Source organism: Vibrio sp. 10N.247.311.49 (assembly GCF_041467655.1).
Classification (GTDB): domain Bacteria; phylum Pseudomonadota; class Gammaproteobacteria; order Enterobacterales; family Vibrionaceae; genus Vibrio; species Vibrio crassostreae_C.
Window position 1 is genome coordinate 305,176 of record NZ_JBFSVA010000003.1, and the last position, 18,205, is coordinate 323,380.

17 protein-coding genes and 3 pseudogenes are annotated in these 18,205 nt (G+C 41.2%); 17 read left to right on the forward strand and 3 right to left on the reverse strand.

Going from position 1 to position 18,205, the window contains the following annotated elements; genetic code table 11:
* The first annotated feature begins 25 nt into the window (after positions 1-25).
* From AB6E54_RS05690 to AB6E54_RS05710, 5 genes and pseudogenes are all read left to right on the forward strand, one after another.
* A pseudogene (locus AB6E54_RS05690) lies at positions 26-1,429 on the forward strand (coniferyl aldehyde dehydrogenase).
* A 72-nt stretch (positions 1,430-1,501) separates the two neighbouring features.
* Positions 1,502-1,843, forward strand: a pseudogene (locus tag AB6E54_RS05695) (hypothetical protein); the annotation flags it as partial.
* A pseudogene (locus tag AB6E54_RS05700) lies at positions 1,833-1,901 on the forward strand (sel1 repeat family protein); the annotation flags it as partial. The pseudogenes AB6E54_RS05695 and AB6E54_RS05700, both read left to right, overlap by 11 nt.
* 91 nt (positions 1,902-1,992) lie before the next feature.
* Complete coding sequence (locus AB6E54_RS05705; protein ID WP_372106647.1) at positions 1,993-3,738, forward strand: arylsulfatase; 1,746 nt, start codon at positions 1,993-1,995, stop codon at positions 3,736-3,738.
* Positions 3,739-3,856: 118 nt separating this feature from the next.
* The gene (locus AB6E54_RS05710; RefSeq protein WP_372106646.1) at positions 3,857-5,104 is read left to right on the forward strand and encodes an anaerobic sulfatase maturase; all 1,248 of its coding nucleotides are present in this window, start codon (positions 3,857-3,859) and stop codon (positions 5,102-5,104) included.
* A gap of 114 nt (positions 5,105-5,218) precedes the next feature.
* Here AB6E54_RS05710 and AB6E54_RS05715 read toward each other — a convergent pair whose 3' ends face one another.
* Positions 5,219-5,809 carry a TetR/AcrR family transcriptional regulator gene (locus tag AB6E54_RS05715; RefSeq protein WP_372106644.1) on the reverse strand — a complete coding sequence of 197 codons (591 nt, stop codon included), beginning with the start codon at positions 5,807-5,809 and terminating at the stop codon, positions 5,219-5,221.
* A 320-nt stretch (positions 5,810-6,129) separates the two neighbouring features.
* Between AB6E54_RS05715 and AB6E54_RS05720 the strand changes: the two genes are divergently transcribed.
* On the forward strand, positions 6,130-6,786 hold the full coding sequence (locus tag AB6E54_RS05720) for a QnrS family quinolone resistance pentapeptide repeat protein (protein WP_372106642.1): 657 nt from the start codon (positions 6,130-6,132) through the stop codon (positions 6,784-6,786).
* Positions 6,787-6,948: 162 nt separating this feature from the next.
* Here AB6E54_RS05720 and AB6E54_RS05725 read toward each other — a convergent pair whose 3' ends face one another.
* Positions 6,949-7,164: a hypothetical protein gene (locus AB6E54_RS05725; protein ID WP_029235681.1), complete on the reverse strand. Its 216-nt coding sequence runs from the start codon at positions 7,162-7,164 to the stop codon at positions 6,949-6,951.
* Positions 7,165-7,612: 448 nt separating this feature from the next.
* On the opposite strand from AB6E54_RS05725, the gene AB6E54_RS05730 reads away from it, so the two are divergent.
* The 5 genes from AB6E54_RS05730 (at position 7,613) to AB6E54_RS05750 (ending at position 12,077) form a co-directional block, all read left to right on the forward strand.
* Positions 7,613-7,873 (forward strand): DUF5062 family protein, encoded by a 261-nt coding sequence (locus tag AB6E54_RS05730; protein WP_017072477.1) that lies wholly within the window; start codon positions 7,613-7,615, stop codon positions 7,871-7,873.
* 466 nt (positions 7,874-8,339) lie between these two features.
* Complete coding sequence (gene ectA, locus AB6E54_RS05735; protein ID WP_010431975.1) at positions 8,340-8,873, forward strand: diaminobutyrate acetyltransferase; 534 nt, start codon at positions 8,340-8,342, stop codon at positions 8,871-8,873.
* 35 nt (positions 8,874-8,908) lie between these two features.
* Positions 8,909-10,174 carry a diaminobutyrate--2-oxoglutarate transaminase gene (ectB, locus tag AB6E54_RS05740; protein ID WP_372106640.1) on the forward strand — a complete coding sequence of 422 codons (1,266 nt, stop codon included), beginning with the start codon at positions 8,909-8,911 and terminating at the stop codon, positions 10,172-10,174.
* 13 nt (positions 10,175-10,187) lie between these two features.
* The gene (locus AB6E54_RS05745) at positions 10,188-10,574 is read left to right on the forward strand and encodes an ectoine synthase (RefSeq protein WP_010431969.1); all 387 of its coding nucleotides are present in this window, start codon (positions 10,188-10,190) and stop codon (positions 10,572-10,574) included.
* A 78-nt stretch (positions 10,575-10,652) separates the two neighbouring features.
* Entirely contained in the window at positions 10,653-12,077 is a 1,425-nt protein-coding gene (locus AB6E54_RS05750; RefSeq protein ID WP_010431966.1) for an aspartate kinase, read from the forward strand.
* 123 nt (positions 12,078-12,200) lie between these two features.
* Here the strand turns inward: AB6E54_RS05750 and AB6E54_RS05755 are convergent, their stop codons facing one another.
* Positions 12,201-13,541 (reverse strand): sigma-54-dependent Fis family transcriptional regulator, encoded by a 1,341-nt coding sequence (locus AB6E54_RS05755; protein WP_010431963.1) that lies wholly within the window; start codon positions 13,539-13,541, stop codon positions 12,201-12,203.
* A 335-nt stretch (positions 13,542-13,876) separates the two neighbouring features.
* Between AB6E54_RS05755 and AB6E54_RS05760 the strand changes: the two genes are divergently transcribed.
* From AB6E54_RS05760 to AB6E54_RS05785, 6 genes are all read left to right on the forward strand, one after another.
* Complete coding sequence (locus AB6E54_RS05760) at positions 13,877-14,422, forward strand: BON domain-containing protein (RefSeq protein ID WP_017065851.1); 546 nt, start codon at positions 13,877-13,879, stop codon at positions 14,420-14,422.
* Between the two features lie 42 nt (positions 14,423-14,464).
* Positions 14,465-14,635 carry a DUF1328 domain-containing protein gene (locus tag AB6E54_RS05765; RefSeq protein ID WP_010431958.1) on the forward strand — a complete coding sequence of 57 codons (171 nt, stop codon included), beginning with the start codon at positions 14,465-14,467 and terminating at the stop codon, positions 14,633-14,635.
* Between the two features lie 8 nt (positions 14,636-14,643).
* Positions 14,644-14,841, forward strand: coding sequence for a hypothetical protein (locus AB6E54_RS05770; RefSeq protein WP_010431955.1), 198 nt, complete (start codon positions 14,644-14,646; stop codon positions 14,839-14,841).
* Positions 14,842-14,911: 70 nt separating this feature from the next.
* Positions 14,912-15,340: a hemerythrin domain-containing protein gene (locus AB6E54_RS05775; protein ID WP_372106637.1), complete on the forward strand. Its 429-nt coding sequence runs from the start codon at positions 14,912-14,914 to the stop codon at positions 15,338-15,340.
* A gap of 150 nt (positions 15,341-15,490) precedes the next feature.
* Positions 15,491-17,104: a diacylglycerol kinase family protein gene (locus AB6E54_RS05780; RefSeq protein ID WP_171387505.1), complete on the forward strand. Its 1,614-nt coding sequence runs from the start codon at positions 15,491-15,493 to the stop codon at positions 17,102-17,104.
* A gap of 41 nt (positions 17,105-17,145) precedes the next feature.
* Positions 17,146-18,063: a mechanosensitive ion channel family protein gene (locus tag AB6E54_RS05785; protein ID WP_017065202.1), complete on the forward strand. Its 918-nt coding sequence runs from the start codon at positions 17,146-17,148 to the stop codon at positions 18,061-18,063.
* Positions 18,064-18,205 lie beyond the last annotated feature (142 nt).

Genomic DNA, 18,205 nt, shown 5'->3' on the forward strand with positions numbered 1-18,205 from the left:
GCTCATCTTAACCACGAGGTGATGTATGAAATACGAATTGACGCCAACACAAATGACCATGACGTTGAACAGCATGCAGGGAGCTTTTGCACAGAAACCGATGCCAGCGATATCGGAGAGAATTGAGCAGCTGCTCGCACTTAAATCTGCGCTAATCGATTACACAGATCGTTTGTGTGTAGCCGTGAGTGAGGACTATGGTCACCGCAGCCGACAAGACACTTTGATGGCTCACATATTGCCTTGTATCGGAAATATTGATCACAGCATTGAGTGTTTACCTCATTGGTCGACATCTTCGATTCGTCATTCCGGCCCATTGCTTTCAACCTCTCGTGTTGAAGTGGTTTATCAACCCAAAGGCGTCGTCGGGATTATTGCTCCGTGGAATTTCCCGATCATGTTATCCGTCGGCCCACTTATTTCGGCGCTGGCTGCGGGAAATCGCGCCATGATCAAGATGAGCGAATTTACCCCAGCGACGAACCAAGTATTAACAGCGCTATTGGCGGAAGTTTTCCATGCCGATGAGGTGTGCTTGGTTGAAGGTGAGGTAGAAATCGCAGCCGCGTTTTCGGCGTTGCCGTTTGATCATCTTCTGTTTACAGGGTCAACCCAAGTGATGAAGTCAGCGGCTGATACGCTAACCCCAGTCACGCTAGAGCTGGGTGGAAAGTCGCCGGTTATCGTGGCATAAGACATGCCGATCGATATTGCGGTAGAGCGAATTATTTATGGTAAGAGCCTCAATAACGGCCAAGTATGTGTCGCTCCAGATTACGTGCTACTCCCTGAAGATAAGCTCGAAGCCTTCATTCTGGAGTACAAAAAACAATACCAACAGCTGTTTGATGAAGGGATCTACTCTGAGGGTTTAACCTCGCTCATTAACCTTCGCCAATGTGATCGTATTGTTGGTCTGTTGAATGAAGAGCAGCAAGCTGGGACACGAATCGTTGCTTGCCATGACGAAGCGATGGACTTAGATACTCATCGATTGGTGACACATTTGATCGTTGAACCAAGCCTGTCATCCAAGGTGATGAACGAAGAGATTTTCGGCCCACTATTACCCTTGATTACGTATAGCAATATCGAAGAGGCGTTCCAAGTCATCAATAGCAAACCAAGGCCGTTAGCGCTCTATCTAATGAGCTTTGATTTGAGCTTACAAGCTCAGGTTAAACACCAAGTTCACTCCGGTGGTATGTGTATTAATGACTGTGTTTTTCATTTAGCGGTTGATGACGCGCCGTTTGGTGGCATTGGTGAATCAGGTCAAGGCAACTATCACGGTAAAGAAGGTTTCCTGACTTTCTCCCACGCCAAAACAGTCTTGGAAACGGGTTTAGATCATCGAGTTAAGCATCTGTTTTCAAAAGAAGACAACGAATTAAAAACAGCAGTGATGGGCATGCTTGGCCAGTAAATCACTGTTGGTATGACACTGTTTATTTTTCAAAAAGTTATTTTCACGAAATTATTTTAAGAGGTTACTTTTATGTTGGAACGTTTTTTTGAACGTACGATCAAATCGTATTTGATGATTACAGGTTTCTTAACGGCGACGGCTTTTTCCACTTTCCTAGCGCCTGATTGGAGTATGCAGACGCTGTTCTCGTACAACGATACCATGATGGAAAACAAAGAGTATTTGCTCGGTACTTATCAACACTGGGGTGTGGTGGTTGGCTGTATTGGTGTGTTGTTGATGTTCTCGGCGAAGTACAAATCGCTGCGTACCTCAACCATGATTTACAGCGCATTTGAGAAGTCGATGTTTGTGGGCATATTCTTATACAACGTGTGTATCAACGATTATGAATGGTTCTATGGCAGCAGCTCAAGAGTATGACCCTGCGCTCGACTTATTACATTGGATGTCGCAAGCCGCGCACTAATTCAAATCCTAACTCAGGTTAATCACAGAAAGGTTAACCACAGAAAAAGTTAATCATAAAAAAATTAATCACAGAAATTGGAGAACGTCTTATGCAGACATTCAAGAAATCTTTAGTGTTCACGGCAATGGCGGCGGCAAGCAGTGCTGCTCTTGCGGCTGAATCAGAAAAACCGAATATTGTTGTCATTGTTGGCGATGATGTGGGTTTTGCCGATACACAGCCTTATGGCTCAGAAGCGGATACCCCAAACCTAATGGCGCTGGCTGAAGAGGGGGTTAAGTTTACTAACTTTCACGCGTCCCCAACTTCATCGGTAACGCGCTCTATGATGCTAACCGGAGCAAACAGCCACGAGGTTGGGCTTGGTACCTTCGACTATGCCGTCTATCCGGGCGCGATTGGTAAGCCGGGTTATGAAGGTTACCTCACAAAGAAAGGTGTCACGGTCGCCACGCTGCTTGAAGAGAGCGGCTATAACACTTACCTCTCTGGTAAATGGCATTTGGGACATGAAGATGGATTCTTACCGGATGATCGAGGTTTTGGTGAGAGTTACGGTATCTTAGCGGGCGGTTCGAATCACTTTAACCGAGATATGATGTTCCCAGCCAAAAACGCTGCGACAGCGGATGCGCTGCAAAAAGGCGATATTCCAGGTGTTGAAGTTGAGCCAACTTACCGCAACGGTGAAGTGGTTGAGGATAAATACAAAGGCGAATACTCAGACCAAGTTTACACCAACGAGATCATCAAGATGATCGACAGCAAAAAAGACGACGGTAAGCCTTTCTTCGCTTACGTCCCATTCACCGGTATTCACCTGCCACTGCAAGCGCCTGAGTCTGCTTATCAAGATAAAGTCGATTACTACGTTGAACATGGTTGGGACTCGGTTCGAGAAGATCGTTTCCAACGCATGAAAGAGATGGGTGTGATTCCAAAAGACGCCGATATTTCAGATCGTAACGCATTAAGCCGACCTTGGGACTCGCTCTCTGAGAAAGAACAAAAGTGGTACGGAAAGAAAATGGCTGTCGCGATGGGCATGATGGAAATGCAGGACCAACAAGTCGGTCAGATAGTTGATTACCTGAAAGAAATCGGGGAATACGATAATACCTACATCATGTATCTAGCGGATAACGGCCCAGAAGCGGCGGATATTACCGGTGAAAACATCAGTGACCTGATCCGAACGTGGACCGCTCATCATTTCGATAATTCGACCGAAAACTTAGGTAAGGCGAACTCCAGTGTGTCACTTGGTCCTGAGTGGGCAAGCGCTTCAACCGGCGGCCTATCTTGGTACAAAGCTTACACAGCAGAGGGCGGCATCCGTGTGCCGTTTATCGTTAAGCCAGCCAAAGCGCTTTTAGAAGGTGAAGATGCGTTGCAACCGGGAACTCAAACAGACGACTTATCACAAGTGAAAGACATTGCAGCCACGATTCTTGAAATTGCAGAGGTAGAGCATCCAGGAACGGAATATCAAGGTCGAGAAGTGGCGCCGATGAGTGGTGTGAGCTTGTTGCCTTACTTCAAAGGTGAAACGGCAGAGGTGCACAGTGCCGATAATGCGATTCCATTTGAATTGTTTGGTAGCGGGATTTTGCTAAAAGGTGATTACAAGATCATTCGAATCTCTACGGGAATGGGTGGCGACAGTGAGTGGCACTTATACAACACCAAGAAAGACCCAGCCGAGCAACATGACTTGAGAAATGAAATGCCAGATCTGTTCCTTGAAATGGTCGCTGAATATCAAGAGTACGAAAAAGCGCAAAACATCGTCCCGGTTGACGAAGCGTGGAACCCGTTTGAAAACGTGAAATAGAGGAAAAAATCACTCGGCCAACCTAATGCCATCAAGCTTGGTTGGCCGATGAACACCGTGTAAAGGAATTACGAATTGTTTTGGCTAATACAATAACTTTTACATCGAGGCACTCTTCATGACGACATTATCGCTATCAAATTTGAGTTCAGTTCCGCAGTTCAATGGCAAAGCACACAGCAAACTTCAGGCGTTAGCAAAACCGATTGGGGCGGTGTGTAATATCAGTTGCACCTACTGTTATTATTTAGAAAAACAACAGCTGCTTGATTACCCAAAAGGCTCTCAATATACGAGGGATGAAGTTCTATTAGAGCGTTATATCAAGCAGTACATAGAAGGGCAGAATACGCCTGAAATCATCTTTTCTTGGCATGGTGGAGAGCCGACCTTGTTGGGGCTTGAGTACTTTAAAAAGGTCGTCGAGCTGCAGAAAAAATATTGTCCTAGCTACAGCAAGATCAGCAATGACCTTCAAACCAACGGCACGTTATTGAATGATGCGTGGTGCGAGTTCTTCAAGAACAATGACTTTATCATTGGCGTGAGTATTGATGGACCAGAGCACTTACACAATCACTACCGGACCAACCGTGCAGGCAAAGGCACTTTTTCTCAAACAATGCGTGGCATTCGCTACTTGAAACAACATAACGTCGAGTTCGCGACTCTAAGCTGCGTGAATGATGTGACAGGTAAGTATCCATTAGAGGTCTATCGCTTTCTACGCGATGAAGTGGGTTCGAAGCAATTGCAGTTTATTCCTGTCGTCGATAAGCGCGAAGCTCACACCAACAATAAATGGTTGAGCAACCAACAAGCGATCATTCCCGTATCAGGTGAGGTTGAGGCTTGGAGTGTCGATTCTGCACAATGGGGACAATTCCTCACTACCGTTTTTGATGAGTGGTTTGAACACGATTTTGGTCGGGTATTAGTGCCGTACTTTGAAAATTTTGTCGGCGTATGGATGGGCAGAGAAAGCACTATGTGTACCTTGAGTGAGATCTGCGGCAAAGGGTTAGCGGTTGAGCCCAATGGCGATGTGTACTCATGTGATCATTATGTCTTTCCTGAATTTCAGTTAGGTAATATTCAGGAACAAGCACTTTCAACTTTAGCCTTTTCGCCAAAGCAGCAGAGTTTTGGGTTCGCCAAACAGAAGTCTCTGCCGAAACAATGCCAAGCCTGTGAGTTTAAATTTGCATGTCATGGCGAATGCCCCAAAAACCGTATCATCACAAGCCGAGATGGTGAGGCGGGGTTAAATTATCTCTGTGAAGGTTGGCTGAGCTTCTTCAAGCATATCGACCCTGTTATTAAGGACTTATTCAAAGCCAATAATATTGCGTCTCGTCTGGGGTAATGGAGTAGGCGTGAATGGATTCAATCAAGATTTAAGTTAGATAGAAGGCTCGCTAAATTGTGCGAGCCTCTTGGTATTTGGTATTTGGTATTTGGCTTCTGGTTACGGGGGTATTTAGTCAGCCGATTCTTGTGCCGAGATCATGGCAAGAATGGTCTCATCCATGGCATTGTTCAGAATCGAACGGTTGCGCTGCATCGCTGCCATTAGCGTAGAGCCCAGCCATAAGCCATAAAGCGTTCGAGATAGCGATTCGGGCTCTGCGATAGTGAAATCACCGGCCTCATTGCCTTCTTCAAACAGCTTTGCCATACGCAGGATTATCTTTTCTGCGCCTTCTGCCATGGTCGATTGCAACGGGTTTGCAGACCCAGATACTTCTCCCGCCAGTTTTACGACAAGACATTGGATATTGAAGTCTTCAGTCAGTTTCGACGCACACCAAAACTCGAAATAGGCTTTAACGCGGTCACGACGAGAAAGCGATTCATCACTTAAAAAGTCATCCAGCTTAGCGAGATGCTCATCAAAGTAGTTAGTAAGAAGGATCTCACCAAAGTGTTCTTTGGATTTAAAGTAGTGGTAAAAAGAACCCTTCGTGCCTTCCGCTTGGTTGATGATCTTCATCAGGCCAACACCAGCAAACCCGTGTTCATTAATAAGGCTAAATCCTGCATCGAGCATAGCTTGTCGCATGTCTTTCATTGTTCTTACTCTTTATGCTGAGAATGAGGAATAGTGTAACGAGCAACATACCAACCGTCCAGTCTAGCGCGTTAGGACGCGGTCAATAATTGACTCGTTTCGTCAAAGTAACTTTTTCTCTTATTGGCACTTCTAAGCGACAAAACTTTTTTCAAGATAAGCACATCCTATAAATCGAAAATAACAACCTTAAAGGGCCTGTTTGGTGCCTTAAAATGGCTAAATTTGGGTGTTTTAAGTTGCTGTTTTTGTTCGTTTTTAATTTGGTGTTTTCTTAAGATCGCAATGGTAGTCTTAGCTTAATTTCTTTAGGGGGCTAAATGGACACCAATAACAGCACTTATCATCACCACAATTTTGCTCAGCAAGACTTATCAGAGCTTACATTTACAGCCTGTACGTTTATCCGTTGTGATTTCAGACGTTCGAACTTACGTGATGCAACGTTTATTAACTGTAAGTTTATCGAACAAGGCGATATTGAGGGATGCCACTTCGATGTTGCAGATTTGCGTGATGCAAGTTTTCAGAACTGTCAGTTGGCGATGGCGAATTTTAGCAACGCGAATTGCTACGGTATTGAGTTACGTGATTGTGACCTGAAAGGGGCGAACTTTACTCGTGCTAACTTTGCCAACCAGGTAAGCAATAGAATGTATTTTTGCTCCGCGTATATTACGGGCTGTAACCTGTCATACGCCAACTTGGAGCAAGCTTGTTTAGAGAAGTGTGAGTTATTTGAAAACCGCTGGATAGGTACTTACCTTGGCGGAGCGTCACTAAAAGAGTCCGATCTTAGCCGAGGCGTGTTCTCGGAAGATGTATGGGGGCAATTTAGTATGCAAGGGGCGAATTTATGCCATGCTGAATTAGAAGGGTTAGATCCTCGCAAAGTAGATACAACAGGAATCAAAATTGTCGCGTGGCAACAAGAACAACTGCTTGAAAGCATGGGTATTGTGGTGATGCCTGATTGATAGCTGTAATTTCTAACTACAGGCTATTTGGAATATGTAAGAATTCGCTATAGAAGAAAAGCCCAAAGCTAATAACTTTGGGCTTTTCCGTATTTGGTAACCAGCATTTTATAATGAATTTTTAAAAAGAGAATGCTTGGTGATAGAGAACTGATTGGTTGATTAATGCATGCCTGAGCGCATTTTGTCGGCGAGCGCAAAGAAGACAAAAACGACGAAACAGACTAGAGCAGCACACAGTGAAGTTAAGATGGTTGTGGCGTCTTTTGAAATCAATGGAATGGTGATAGAAGCTAGCGCTATCAACATAACAAGGATATGAACAATTCGACCCGGAATTGGATTTTTATGACAGAATGAAGCCCAGAGGTAACGCATTTTCAACACCAGTATAAAATTAGTGGTTTTATTCTATTTTCTTAGTGAGTATTTTGTAAATAACAATTGGTTACAATTGGTTGTAAATATGATCTAAGTCGAATTAGTATTAAACCAGTTAAATAACAGCAGTTTATTGATCTTTTATTGAATTTTAACTTTCAAAATGAACATCATAATATTCCGTATTCTTTGGAATACTAAGTCAAATATTATTCGACTTTTTGTTTTTTGACTTAAGATCTCATTTATTGAGTGTTCTGTTAAGAGACCGTTTGCGTATTGATTTCCGCCCTGTACATGTCAATTAGGCAGGTATCTATTTAGGGGCTGAAATTCGTTTAATGTCATTTATCAAAGAGAGTGTTCGAATTGAGAGCGCGGTAATCTTGTCTTAGATTCAGTTTGGTATACTCAAGGTTCAATCTACGAAGATGATGGAGATGATATGTCGAAAACCGCGAAGATCATGAATGAAGATAAGCTGGTTAAGAAGGCTCTAGAAGTCGGTTTTAAAATGGCAAAGTTGCAAGGTTTCGATTTGCCGAACTCATCTCAACCAATCAAGGTTAAGGCTGTTTATCTATTTCTTGTTGAAGTAAATCAAATCACTCCGTTACCAGACAGTAAGTTGGATGGTGCAAATATTAAGAAGCGCCTAGCGTTATGGATACACAACGCTTTGCCTGATAATGATCCCTTGAAGTAAACCTTTTCCAAGCTGATATTTCTGGACTCGTTTCCTCTGAGTTCATTATTCATCGATATGTTAGATAAGAAACCTAGCGAGCTCTCGCTAGGTTTTTTTGTTTTTGAGGCCGATATTTTAATAGTGGATAGCGAGTCACTGCCATTCGAAGCGTTGTTATCTACTCGATAGAATGTTCAACACTGAGAGTGTTGGTGATTTATGCCGCTTGATTGGCAATCTGAGCACATAATTTACTAATGACTCTAACCTTCTTTTGACGCTTATTCGGTTAAAGACATTTTCTTAAGATCTCCACCGATCAAATACATTAGAACTCAAAGTATTATTCAATTCATGCTGACCGCTATTAAATGTGACGCAGATCACTAATTTTTGTTTTTTAAAGTTAAGGTGTTGATCTTAGTAGGGAGTAAATGCTCATAATAAAAAGGAATTTAATTAGAGTTCAAAGGAATTTATCGGTATGATTACATCAGCGCCTTGGGTGTTGTGTCCAGAAGTGATAGAAAAAACGAGTGAAGAATGGAGTTTTCGCGAGCCCAAAGCTTCAGATGGCAACGACATTTATCGACTGATTTCAGAATGTCCGCCACTAGACACCAACTCGTCATATTGCAATTTTTTGCAATCCACTCACTTTAGTAAAACTTGTATTTTGGTTGAGAACAAAGGTGAGCTTGCGGGCTTTATCTCGAGTTATCAAAAACCGAGTGAGCCTAATGTTCTCTTTATTTGGCAAGTTGCAGTTGCCCCTCGATTTAGAGGTCACTCTTTAGCTTACAAGATGTTGAACAGCTTACTTCGTCGAGAGTGGCTGAAGAGTATAGAAGCTATTGAAACAACCATTACTAAGTCAAATCAAGCGTCTTGGGCACTCTTTAAAAAGCTAGACGCAAAAAATAGTAGCACTGGAAAAGTGACCACTTTCTTAGATGAAAATGTTCATTTTAAAGGGCTGCACGATACTGAGTATTTGTATCGAATACCCCTTAAATAATCATTAACTTATAGGAATCAAATAACGGCCTTATCATGGATATTTTTAAAAAGCAGGAATCTAACGTACGTTCATACTCGAATAGTTTTCCAGTCACTTTTGCTAAATCAAAAGGCTGCTGGCTTGAAACAAAACAAGGTGATCGTTACCTCGATTTTCTTGCTGGAGCAGGATCTCTCAATTACGGTCATAACAATCCAATACTTAAGCAAGCTTTACTTGAGTATATTGAAATGGATGGAATTACACATGGCTTGGATATGCATTCAGAAGCCAAAGCTGAATTCCTAGAAGCTCTTAGTCGCTTTATTTTGGAACCTCGAGCATTAGATTACAAAGTTCAATTTACCGGCCCGACAGGAACAAATGCGGTTGAGGCAGCGATTAAGTTGGCGAAAAAAGTAAAAAGTCGAAGCAGTATTGTTGCATTTACCAATGGTTTTCATGGTTGTACGGCGGGTGCATTGGCTGCTACAGGCAACCAACACCACAGGCAAGGTGCGGGCTCAAATCTCAACAACGTTACGCGTTTGCCATTTGAAGGTTACGCTGGAATCGATGGTTTAAAATTATTTGAAACGATGTTAACCGATAATTCCGCTGGTATGGATAAACCTGCTGCCGTTTTATTGGAAACGGTTCAGGGTGAAGGTGGGTTAAATGTCGCTTCAAATGAGTGGCTACAGAAGTTAAGCAAAATCTGTAAAGCCCACGATATCCTACTTATTGTGGATGATATTCAAGCCGGTTGTGGTCGAACAGGAACGTTTTTTAGCTTTGAACCTTCAGGTATAAAACCAGATATCGTTACGCTATCTAAGTCGATAAGTGGTTATGGCTTACCGATGGCTGTGGTTTTATTAAAGCCTGAACTAGACAAGTGGGAGCCGGGAGAACACAACGGCACCTTCCGTGGTAACAACCATGCGTTCATTACTGCTGCTAAAGCGTTAGAAATGTATTGGTCAAATGATGATTTTGAAAATCATATTCAACGTAGCTCAAGCATGGTCGATGATGTCATTCAACGCAATCTCAAGCGTTTCCCTGAGCTATTTGTTCAACGCAAGGGACGCGGAATGATGATTGGCATTGAATGTAAAGATGGGAATACAGCTGATGAGATTGCAAAAGTGTGTTTTGACAAGGGCATGGTAATTGAGACCGCAGGTCCAAACGATGAAATCTTGAAGTTCTTTTGTCCATTAACCATTTCAGAATCGGAAATGATGCAAGGTTTAACTATTTTCGAAGACTCAGTTGAAGTGGTAGCAACCAAGCATTTCAAGAAAGCATCGTAATAGGGAGAGTAAAATGATTGTTAGAACACTTGATGAATGTCGTAATAGTGAAAGACGTATTGTATCGGATAACTGGGAAAGCACTCGCATGTTATTGAAAGATGACAATATGGGATTTTCTTTTCATATCACAACAATTTACGAAGCGACAGAAACACATATCCATTACCAAAACCACTTGGAGTCTGTGTTTTGTATGAGTGGTGAAGGGGAGATTGAAGTCGTTGGTGGTAAAACTTACCCAATCAAACCCGGTACGTTGTACATCCTAGATAAGAATGATGAGCATTATTTACGCGCATATAAAAACAAAGAAATGACAATGGCTTGTGTGTTTAACCCACCAATTACTGGCGCTGAAGTACACGATGAAAACGGCGTTTATCCACTCGTTGATTAACCCATATATTCAGGGGTGATATCTCACCCCGCTCCCTATTATTTAGTCTTTAATCTCTTCAAGAACAAAAGGTCTTTTATGACATTTACCGTAGAAAAAATCGGCGGTACATCAATGACAGCATTTGATGCTGTGCTCGACAATATTATTCTCCGCCCTCAAAATCCTTATAACCGAATCTTTGTTGTGTCCGCTTACAGCGGTATGACGGATGCATTGTTGGAATGTAAAAAAACAGGTAAGCCTGGTGTCTATCAATTGATAGCGATGCGTGACGATTCGTGGAAGGATGCTCTATCTTATATTGAACGCCGCATGCTATTGACCAATGAGCATATTTTTGCGGATCCAATGAATCGTATGAGAGCAGATAAGTTCATCCGGTCTCGTATTTCAGAAGCCAAAAACTGTATTACTAACATTCTTGAAACGTGCCAATACGGACAGTTTTCACTGAGACATTATTTACCACAGATTAGAGAGTTTCTTTCTTCAATTGGAGAGTCACATAGTGCATACAACACGGCTCTTAAATTAAAAAACATTGGTATAAATTCGACCTTTGTTGACCTTTCTGGTTGGGACAACAAAACCCCTCAAAGTTTGGACGATACGATTAGAGAGGCTTTCTCTGACATTGATGTTACTGAGGAGCTTCCCATAGTAACTGGTTATGCGTATTGCAAAGAAGGTTTGATGCATACTTATGATCGTGGTTACAGTGAGATGACGTTTAGTCGTATCGCTACTATTACTGAGGCATCATTGGCGATCATCCATAAGGAGTATCACTTTAGTTCGGCTGACCCAAAAGTCGTTGGTGTAGGTTCGGTTAAACCGATTGGGGCAACTAATTATGATGTTGCCGATCAACTGGCTAACCTTGGTATGGAAGCTATTCACTCTAATGCGGCTGCTGGGTTACGAGAAAGTGGCATAGAACTGCAAATCAAAAACACCTTCGAGCCAGAACATGAGGGAACACTGATTTCTTCTGATTACCGACCAGACACGAATCACATTGAGATCATTGCCGGAAAACAGAAGGTATATGCGTTACATGTTTTTGACCAGGGAATGGTCGGTAAGGCGGACAATGTTAGTTATGAGTTAATGGAGATTATCGCAGATGCTAGAGTGAACCTTATTGGTAAAGAGATGAACGCCAATTCTATTACCTATTATCTAGGTGGTAGCACCGAGAGTTTAAACAAGGTGTCTTATAAGGCTGAGAAACGTTACCCTCAGGCATCTATTTCAGGTCGAATGGTCGCTATAATCTCAGCGATCGGTTCTCAAATTGATACCAATAAAACGCTCGCTAATGGTGTATTGGCTTTGATGAACCATAGTGTTACGCCTATTGCATTACATTCGTCTATGAGAAACGTAAATGTGCAATTTGTTGTGAGTGATGACAAGTATCAACAAGCGATTTGCGCGTTGCATGAAGAATTCTTTGACCAAGATAAAAGAACCGAGACATCGGTGAATGCAGCATAAAATTTAACAGTGGAGGGCTCACCCTCCACTGTTAAATTTTCATGGAAAAGCAAAACATCAACTGCAAATTAACGATCGCCTGTATCTATTTTGATCACACAGCAACATCAGATATGAGTATTACTACTCTTGATACTTATCGAGCTTGTTATAAAGCGTTTTGATGCTGATTCCCAAGTCTTGTGCTGTTTCCTTTTTGTTGCCTTCATTTTCTTCGAGCGTATTGATAATCGCCGCTTTCTCAATCTTCTCAAGAGAAACACCCGCCGGAACCATATCCTCAACGGTAGTCCCTGTTTCTAAAGGAGGAGTATCAAAAATTAGGTGTTCATCTTTAATCGTCTCATCTGCCAATATAAAAGCTCTTTCAATACAGTGCTTTAATTCCCTGACATTCCCTGGCCATGCATGGGCTGATATTTTTTGAAGCGCTGATGTGAAAATGGTCTTCGCAGTGGTTTCATTTGCGTTGCGATGAGCAATAAAATGTTTTGCTAAGCCGACGATGTCGTCGCCTCTTTCACGCAATGGAGGGACATGTATGGGGAAGTGAGCCAACCTGAAATAGAGATCCTCTCTCAAAAACTGTTCTTCAATAGCGACTTGTGGATCTCGGTTTGTCGCTGCAATGACTCGAGTATTAGCGATACTCGTTGCATTACTGCCTACAGGGCGATATTCACCTGTTTCTAAAACTCGTAGTAATTTGACCTGGTGCTCAAGTGGCATTTCGGTGATTTCGTCGAGAAACAATGTGCCACCTTCTGCTTGCCTAAACACCCCTTGGTGTGTGCGATTCGCCCCTGTAAAAGCGCCTTTTTCATGACCAAATAATTCACTATCAACTAACTCAGGGCTGATAGCACCGCAGTTGATCGCAATAAAAGGTTGGTTTTTACGATCACTGGCAAGGTGAATCGTTTGTGCGACTAATTCTTTACCTGCCCCACTTTCGCCGACAATCAAAACATTGGTGTCAGTCTTCGCGACTCTTCTTAAAGTTCGATACAGCTTATGCATGGGCTTAGAAGAACCGACTAACATACCGAACTGGTCTAAATCGCTGGTGGACACTTTACGCCCTTCTTCCTGCTTCTGGAGGAAGTATTGACTGAAGTCTGCAAGGGTATCTTCCAATATTTGCATGTCGACGGGCTTTCTATAATGGAAGATTGCGCCATGGTTCATCATCATGTCTAAATTTTTGTTTGGCGTACCTGTACTGATAATAATCAAGTCCATTTCGTCCAACCCTGTTGCACTCGATAAGGACTTAAAATCATCGTTAGTAAATCGAGAGACTTCAACAATAGCAGTATCTGGTTGCAGTTGTTGTAGCTTGTCAATCCAATGAACATCCATAGTACTTTGAATTATTTCAAAGCTTGATAATTCATCTAGAGAGTTTATTTTAGACCGCAATAATTCATCTTTTAACTCTATAAAAAGTGTCGGTAATGACATGATTTAACTCTCTTTTTGTACGACAGAAAACGACCTTGATAATAACATGATGTCCTTCAAATATGAATCTATCATTTACTATACGCCACCTTTTAAATGTAGTTACAATATTACTGATAGTAGAAGTGGCTAATTAACAGTATTGATATTAATTATTCTAGGATCTCCATTGATGATAATTTTTACAAAATACTCGTGTAATTAATACACCTCCGATTATTTTACCAATGGTAAATTTTCAAAATTAAAGTGTAAATCCTTTATTTTCAGTCAGTTAAAAAGTTGGCATGCTGGTTGCAATTGTACAAGTGTCAGTTAACTAGAGGAGATAATTAATGAGAAATACTGCAAGTAAAATATTATTAGCTACTTTGATTGCAACTTCTTCATCAACTGTTTTTGCTAATAGCATGTGGGAAAAAGAAACTTTCGATGCGTGGATTGATGGAAAAGCAGAAACGACTTTATTACTGAATACTAATTTAAACTCATTTGACATCAACACCTACGTTAAAAATCGAGTGGTTACTTTAACTGGCTCGGTTAAAAATGAAACAGAGAAAGATTTGGCAGAAGAGTTAGTGCTAAGCCTAGATGACGTTAAGTCTGTAAAAAACGAACTTACAGTGATTGATGAAGACAAAGAAAAAACACCCGCAGCCGTACAAGCTTTGACTGATGCTCACATAAAGACACTGGTAATCACTCGTTTATTAATGAATACCAATGTTAGTGGTAGCGATATTCAAGTTGAAACCGAAAACAGTGTGGTTATCTTGAAAGGTTCAGTTTCATCAAGCAGTGAACACGACTTAGCTTTATCTATAGCAAATAATACCCCGAATGTAGAGAGAGTGGTGGATAAATTAAATATTATTTAACCTCTCTACAATTGGTAATTTATTAAAAATTGGGGAATAACGATGATTCGCTGGTCGCTAATATTTTTTATTGTCGCAATTATTGCCGCCCTATTGGGATTTAGTGGTATCGCTGGGGCTGCTGCGACAGTAGCAAAGATCATATTTTATATATTTGCAATATCACTACTGGTTTCAGTGGTAATTATGTTGCTGAATAAAAACAAACATTAGGAGTTTATATGAACATCAAATCGAACGCTTACCGTTTTTTAACTATTGTGGGTATTACATTTGCACTTGCGGCATGTAGTGATGAAGGTCCGATGGAACAAGCCGGGGAAAATGTAGATGAGGCTGTAGAGGATACTCAAAACGCAATAGAAGATAGCTGTGAAAATATTAAAGAGCATTTAGATGCGAAAGATGAAGATTGCTAGAACTGTCATCTAGAGTGCAATGAGATGCCAAAATCCTCATAAAAATAAACCAATGAAGTAGGAATTAGACATGAAAAATATATTTGATGTGCTCAAAGACAGTCATGAAAAGCAACGACTTTTGATGGATGCGTTACTCCAAACTTCGGGAGACACACAAGCTAGGCAAGAACTCTATGTTAACCTTAAGGATGAGTTAACCAAGCATGCGACTGCAGAAGAGCGCCATTTTTATGCACCTTTGATCGAGAGTGATCAATCCATTGACATGACTAGACATGGAATCGCTGAACATCATGGAATCGACAAAATACTCGCTCAACTCGATGATACAGAGATGTCTTCACCAGCTTGGCTTGTTTTAATGAAAACATTAAAAGATAAGGTTGAACATCATTTAGAAGAAGAAGAGCAGCGTTTTTTTCAAACCGCAGGTCGAGTCTTAGATACTGAACAAAAAGAAACATTAGCTCGTAAATATGAAAAAGAGGTTGCTTGAATCACGAAGTAATCAAATTCTTTAAATAAGTATAAAACTGCTTTGTTATCAAGCTAAGGGCTCATTCTTGAGCCCTTCTTTTATTTAATTTAGAGATAGATAAATTTACGGATAAATATATTTAAATTCACGGATAAATTAAGGCGTAACATGTTTATTATTAAATATTATATGCTTCTTGCTATAGCTTGTTTTTTTGCTGCTGCTCTTATACCACAGCTAATAATCCGTGGTGTTTTTGCCTGGTGTAGTTTGTCGATGTTCATCGTTAGTGTTGCCTACATCTTCGATATGCCGTCAATATTTAGGAAGACTAGCGATGGGAAAATAGTGTGGTGGATTAGATGGATCTTCATTCCATTCTTCTTAGGTGTTCGACTGTACAATGCATGGGCAATTAAAAGAGATAAAGTTGAACCAATACAGAAGGTTGGAAAAGGTTTATATGTATCTCGTCGTTTGTTCCCTTCAGATTTATCGTTCTTAGAATCTCAAAACATCCATTGTATTGTAGATGTTACAGCTGAGTTTTCTGGTTTAGAAAGTGCAATGACCGGTGATCAATTTCGCTATTTAAACACCCCGGTTCTTGATCATAAAGTCCCTAAAATGCATAAGCTTAAACATGCTATAAATTGGATCGATACCCAAATCAATCAATCTAGATCGGTTGTTGTGCATTGTGCTCTCGGTCGAGGACGTTCTGTCTTTGTCGTAGCTGCCTATCTTTTAGCAAAAAATCCGTCACTTACTGTAGAGCAGGTCTTGAAAAGTATTAACGACGTGCGAAGTACAGCCCAATTGAACCATCTACAACTGAAAACACTTCAAGCAATCAGTGATAAAGGTTTGCTCACTCTTGGCCATAAAGCTTGCCTTATTGCCAACCCTGTTGCAGGTGGTGGTAAATGGTTGGCGAATGAACAACAGGTTATTCGTGAACTTACGAGAAAGTACAGTTTAGATATTTTTCTTACTAGCCAAGAAGTATCAGCAGAAATATTAGCTAAGCAGGCCAAAGACCGGAATACTGCGCATATTCTCGTTGCAGGTGGCGATGGGACGGTTAGTGAAGTCGCAAGGCAAGTTAGGAAGACTGATACACAACTCGGGATTATACCTTTGGGTACCGCGAACGCTCTATGTCATATGCTTTATGGATTGACCTCGAAAATATCGCCTGTTGAAAAAGCGTGTGAGGCTATTTTATCTGGCAACTCAAAAAGAATCGATCTGGCGTTCTGTAATCAACAACCAATATTACTGCTTCTTGGTATTGGGTTTGAAGAACAGATGATCGATTACGCACATCGAGAACAAAAAAATGAAAAAGGGCAATTCGCGTATTTGACTGGGTTCTTCAATGCAGTAATCACCGACGATAATCAACACTTTCAAATTTCAATCGATGACCAACCATCACAAAGTATGAAACTACAAAGTTTGGTCGTGGCGAACTCTTCCCCTTTTAGTACTGTGCTTGCTCAAGGGGGACAGCCTCCTAGGCCGGATGATGGGAAGCTGCATATTACCTATTTGGAAAACACAAATTCACTTAGTAAACGAGCTATCGCTCTATCTGATCTGTTGTTATCGAGTCTCGGAGCGAAAGAACAAGCTAGTTACTTTACTTATGCTTCGGCACAGCTCGTTAAAATTGATTCTGACCGACCTATTTCATACGTGATTGATGGAGAGACGTATTCGGCTGATTCGCTGGAGATAAGTATTGATAAGCAAGCCTTAACGGTTTGTATTCCATGAATGTATTGAATAATCCGCATATTGAATAAGAAGGAGACACCATGGACATGAATCTCTCTTTTAACTTAGAGAAGTTTCAGCATCTGATAGAGGGTAAGTTAGAGCATTGGTTAGTTGAAGCAATTAAACTTATCCCTAACCTGATTGTTGCTTTTGTTACGTTTCTTATTTTTATCTTTGTTGCCAACATAAGCGGTAAGTTGTTTAAAAGATTGAGCAATAGAGTTGTCGACTCTCAAGAAGTCATTAACTTACTGGCTTCTATTGTTAAGGTTACCATTGTTACTATTGGATTTTTTGTCGCGTTAGATTTTGTTGGGCTCCAAGGTACGGTTACATCGTTGCTTGCCGGTGCCGGTATTCTAGGTTTAGCTATCGGTTTTGCTTTTCAAGATATGACTGAGAACCTCATTTCAGGTATTACAATGAGTATTCGTAAACCTTTTAAAATTGGCGATGTTGTTGGTTCCAACGATGTCATGGGTACCATAGTCAAAATAAACTTACGAAATACACTGGTTGAAACGTTCTCTGGTCAACACGTCATGATTCCCAATAAGATGGTTTTCCGAAATATTTTGACGAACTACAGTCGAAAAGGACGAAGAAGGGTCGAGATCCCTGTGGGGATTTCCTACGCAGACTGTCCCAAAAGAGCCGCTGAGGTGATAACCAAAGCGATAAACCAAAAGTCTTATGTTAGTCGGAAAGAAGATACGACGGTTTACGCTTCAAGCTTTTCTGATAGTAGCGTTAACTTATTGGTTTGGTTTTGGATTGAGTACCCAGGAGGTTTTGGTTATATGGACGCAAAGCACGACGGTATTATAGCGGTTAAAGAGTCATTATCAGAGGCTGGAATGACAATACCGTTTCCGATTAGAACACTTGATTTTGATCCCAAAGGCGGTAAAAGTCTGTCTAGAATGATGACTGGGGCTGTCGATGACGCTTCCTAGAATAACATAGCGGTCCCTCTCGTAAAAAAGCGTCAAGGCAATATGCCTCGACGCTTTTTATTTTGAGTGATGTCAGAATTAGATCAGAATTAAACCTAGATTATTCCCACTGTTTAATGATTGTGTTGTAGGCTTTGATTCT